The sequence below is a fragment of the Rhodopseudomonas sp. BR0C11 genome (genome assembly GCF_010820945.1).
Classification (GTDB): Bacteria; Pseudomonadota; Alphaproteobacteria; order Rhizobiales; family Xanthobacteraceae; genus Rhodopseudomonas; species Rhodopseudomonas palustris_H.
Genome location: NZ_QTKI01000463.1, coordinates 1 through 3,488, shown reverse-complemented (window position 1 = coordinate 3,488; position 3,488 = coordinate 1). Strand labels below are relative to the sequence as shown.

The 3,488-nt window shown below is 65.2% G+C and carries 4 protein-coding genes and 1 pseudogene; 4 read left to right on the top strand and 1 reads right to left on the bottom strand.

Translation table 11 applies throughout. The features are described 5' to 3' along the window. From DYI24_RS23450 to DYI24_RS23435, 4 genes and pseudogenes are all read left to right on the top strand, one after another. Positions 1-440: pseudogene (locus tag DYI24_RS23450) on the top strand (alpha/beta hydrolase); the annotation flags it as partial. Beyond that, positions 440-928, top strand: coding sequence for a CIA30 family protein (locus tag DYI24_RS23445; RefSeq protein ID WP_164574037.1), 489 nt, complete (start codon positions 440-442; stop codon positions 926-928). The pseudogene DYI24_RS23450 and the gene DYI24_RS23445, both read left to right, overlap by 1 nt. 60 nt (positions 929-988) lie before the next feature. Next, entirely contained in the window at positions 989-2,218 is a 1,230-nt protein-coding gene (locus DYI24_RS23440) for a Coenzyme F420 hydrogenase/dehydrogenase, beta subunit C-terminal domain (protein WP_164574036.1), read from the top strand. A gap of 115 nt (positions 2,219-2,333) precedes the next feature. Continuing rightward, positions 2,334-2,783, top strand: a complete 450-nt coding sequence (locus tag DYI24_RS23435; RefSeq protein WP_107357433.1) for a ferritin-like domain-containing protein — start codon at positions 2,334-2,336, stop codon at positions 2,781-2,783. A gap of 300 nt (positions 2,784-3,083) precedes the next feature. Here the strand turns inward: DYI24_RS23435 and DYI24_RS23430 are convergent. Next, the coding region (locus DYI24_RS23430) for a hypothetical protein (protein ID WP_205523654.1) at positions 3,084-3,488 on the bottom strand (405 nt) is incomplete at its 5' end.

The following is a 3,488-nucleotide window of genomic DNA, read 5'->3' as shown; positions in this document are numbered from 1 at the left end:
CGATCGGGGCGCTGGTGATCGCGGCCGTGGCGGCGACCGCCTACAACATTCTCGGCTTCGGCATCGCGCTCGACACCTATTTGTTCTCGTTCATGCCTATCGAACAGCGCATCCACCTGATCGCGGCGGTGGCGTGCGGCACCATCCCATATTTCATCACCGCCGAATGGATGGCGCATGGCCAAGGCGCCAAGCGCGGCGCCTATGCGCTGGCGAAATTCTGCTTCCTGGCCTCGCTCGCCGTCGCGGTGGCGCTCAATCTGCAGAAGCTGTTCTTCCTGATCATCATCGTGCCGGCGATCCTGCTGCTGTTCCTGGCCTTCGGGCTGATCAGCAACTGGACCTACAAGGCGACCAATCATCCGCTGCCCGGCGCGCTGGCCAACGCCGTGCTGTTCGCCTGGGCAATTGCGGTGACGTTCCCGATGGTGATCCGGTGATGCAATACGAGCTGTGGCCGGCGGCAGGACAGCGGCGCTGGCAGGTGATCACCGACACCGTGATGGGCGGCGTTTCGCAAGGCACGCTGCAGCTTGTGGAGATCGAGGGCCGCACTGCGGCGCGGATGCGCGGCGCGGTCTCGACCGAGAATAATGGCGGCTTCATCCAGATCGCGATGGATCTGTCGCCGGACGGCGGCGCGTTCGATGCCGGCAGCTTCAGCGGCATCGCCGCCGAGCTGCTCGGCAATGGCGAGGCATACGGCCTGCATCTTCGCACCACCGATCTGGCGCGGCCGCAGCAATCCTATCGCCACCCGTTCCGGGCGGCGCCGCACTGGCAGGTGATCGAATTCCCGTTCGCCGAGTTCATCTCGCACCGCACCGACGTGCCGTTCGATCGCCGGAAGCTGCGCCGGATCGGTCTGGTGGCGATCGGCCGCGAGTTTGACGCAGATCTATCGGTCGCCCGGCTTTGGCTCTATTGATCGGGAAAGCAACTTAAGGCGAATGGCGAGGCCATTGGCCGGTTCCTACAAGACGCGCCCATGCACGACCGCAACACCTCGTCTGCACTGTGGACGCCGCCGCTGAACCAGCCGGCGGAGCGCGACCTGTGCACCGATTGCGGCGTGTCGCGGATGAGCGATCCAAAGCAGTGCGGCCAGGCCTGCCAGTTCATCAAGCCGGACTATCCGGCGATGGAACAGCGGGTGCACGGCCGCAACCGCGACAGCGCCTCCGGCGACGAGGCGTTCTTCGGCCCGTATCGCCGGATGCTGCAGGCGGCGATGAAGCAGCCGCGCGAGGGCGCGCAGTGGACCGGCATCACCACCACGATCGCGCAGCGCCTGCTCGAGACCGGTGCGGTCGACGCGGTGATCGCGATGGCACCGGACCCGTCCGACAAATGGAAGCCGATGCCGGTGCTGGTGACCAAGCCGGAAGGCATGGCGCAGTGCCGCGGCATGCGGATGGGCTACGCACCGTCACTGGCGCTGATCGAACCGGCCATCGCTGCTGGCTATAGGCGGCTCGCGGTGATCGGCGTGCCCTGCCAGATCTACGCGCTGCGCCGGCTGCAGGATCAGCTCGGCCTTGAAAAGCTGTACGTGATCGGCACGCCGTGCTCAGACAACACCACCACCGAAGCGTTTCACGGCTTCCTCGATCTGCTGTCCGACAAGCCCGAGACCATCACCTATCTGGAATTCTGCGCCGACTATCACGTCGAGATGCGGTTTGACGACGGCAAGGTGAAGCGGGTGCCGTTTCTGCTGCTGCCGATCTCGAAGCTTCCGCCGGACTTCTTCCCGATCACCTGCCGCACCTGCGTCGACTACACCAATACGCTCGCCGATATCACCGTGGGCTATATGGGCGGACGCGGCGAACAGTGGCTCCTGGTGCGCAACGAGCGCGGCGAGGAACTGCTGAGGCTGCTCGGCGACGACGTCAAACTGAGCGAACCGACCACCGCCGGCAACCGTGTGGCGCCGGTGAAGGGCTTCCTCAAGAACACTGAACTCGCCGCCGGCGGCCTGCCGGTGCGCGGCATGCCGAACTGGCTGCGGCCGTTCATGGGATGGCTGATGCCGAAGGTCGGGCCGCGCGGGATAGAATTCGCGCGCGCCCGGGTCGAGATGAAGGCGGTCGAGACCGTGCTGCATCTGCGGCGGCACTACAAACACAAAATGAAGAATATGATACCGGCCCATGTCTGGGCCCTGGTGAAGCCTTACGGGCTCGAGCCGCAAGACGGCGAGCGCCGTAACTAACAACTTTCCGTGCCGTGGTTCCTGTCCGGAACCGAGTTTCCTGATCCCGGTTATCGCGCGGCAGGTGCGCGGGCGTTTGTCGCCCGCCATCGCTGAACCGAGCATGGAGGCTGACGTGGACACCGATATCATCGACCACCTGAAGACGCTGCACACCAGCGAGATCGACGCCCGCAACGGCTACGAGGAAGCGCTGGAAGACGCCGAAGGCAAGGGCATGACGCCGCTGTTTCGCGACATGATCGCGCTGCATCACGGCAACGCCGAAGAACTGGCCGGCCTGCTGATCAACGCCGGCGAAACCGCCGACGATTCCGGCTCGTTCATGAGCGTGGTTCACCGCACCATCATGAGTGTGCGCTCGTTGTTTGACGGCCTCGACGGCAGCGTGCTGCCCGGCCTGATCGACGGCGAAAAGCGCAACTTGTCGAAATACGACGACGCGCTGAAGGTCACCGCCGGCATGCCGTCGATCGCATCGACGCTCTCCACCCAGCGCGCCAAGATCAGCGAAAAGATCGCCCTGATGGAGCAGCAGAAGGCAGCCTACGAGGCCGCGCACTAAGCAACGCCATCATCCATCTGGCACGACCTCGGGGGCCGCGGCCCCCGTTTTTGTGTCTGGAGCTTCCTCGCGGTCGCAGCTTGCAGGACCTCATGGTGAGGAGGCGCAAAGCGCCGTCTCGAACCATGCGCCGCAGGCGATGTGGCTCCTCGCCCGGCTTTGCCGGGCTCTTCAGGATGAGGACTTCGGATGCTTGGCAAAGGCCAAATCCGCTTCAATCAAACAATGAAGCGCTCTAGCAAGACAAAGGCCCCGGTCTTTCGACCGAGGCCTTCTTGTTAACCCACACGCTGCCGGAAATTACTTGGTCACCGTGCCGGTCGAGCCCGGCGAGTTGCCGACGCCGGTGTCGGACGCGGTCGGGGCGACGCGGGTGTCGGTGCCCGGGTTGTGCGGCTGATAGCGCTTCGGGTCGTTCTGCACGCCCTTCGGCTGCGCCATGCCGGTGGTGCCGGTGGCACCCGACTCGGACGCCGGGCCGCTGACCTGAGCGGTGTCGCGCTCACCGCCCTTGTAGGTGGCGCCGAACGCCAGCAGGCCCATCGCAATGAACGCGAACACCGCGATGCCGGCGAGTTCGGGCAGAGCGCCATCGGGCGCCGCGCCGCGGGCGGAGGTGCTGCCTTCCAGCGTATCGGCGGCGATCGCGCGGTTGGAGCGCGAGCGAAGGAAGTTGATGAAAGCGAGGCCGACGATCACCACGCC